At 72.8% G+C, this 301-nt stretch carries 1 protein-coding gene; it reads left to right on the top strand.

The features are described 5' to 3' along the window. Positions 1–44 precede the first annotated feature (44 nt). Positions 45–301: sensor histidine kinase (locus OQ02_RS45495; RefSeq protein ID WP_442973748.1), on the top strand; the 257-nt coding region annotated here is incomplete at its 3' end.

The raw sequence follows: 301 nt of genomic DNA, 5'->3' as shown, positions 1-301 counted from the left end.
GCGGGCTCGCCGGTGCCCTGGCCGGCCTCGCGAGCAGCTGCGCCGTGCCGTGTGAGATGACGGTGGACGTACCAGGCCGGTGCGCCGCCTCCGTCGAGGGCACCGCGTACTTCGTGGTAGCCGAGGCCCTGTCCAACGTGACCAAGCACAGCAACGCCGCGAACGCCGTGGTCGAGGTGGCCAGGCAGGGCAACCGCCTGGCGCTGCGGATCAGCGACGACGGCCAGGGGGGCGCGGACGAGAGCAAGGGGTCGGGCCTGGCCGGTATCCGCCGGCGGATCGAGGCTTACGACGGGCGTTT

It is taken from the genome of Saccharothrix sp. NRRL B-16314 (assembly GCF_000716595.1).
GTDB lineage: Bacteria > Actinomycetota > Actinomycetes > Mycobacteriales > Pseudonocardiaceae > Actinosynnema.
This window is presented reverse-complemented; position numbering and strand designations above follow the sequence as displayed.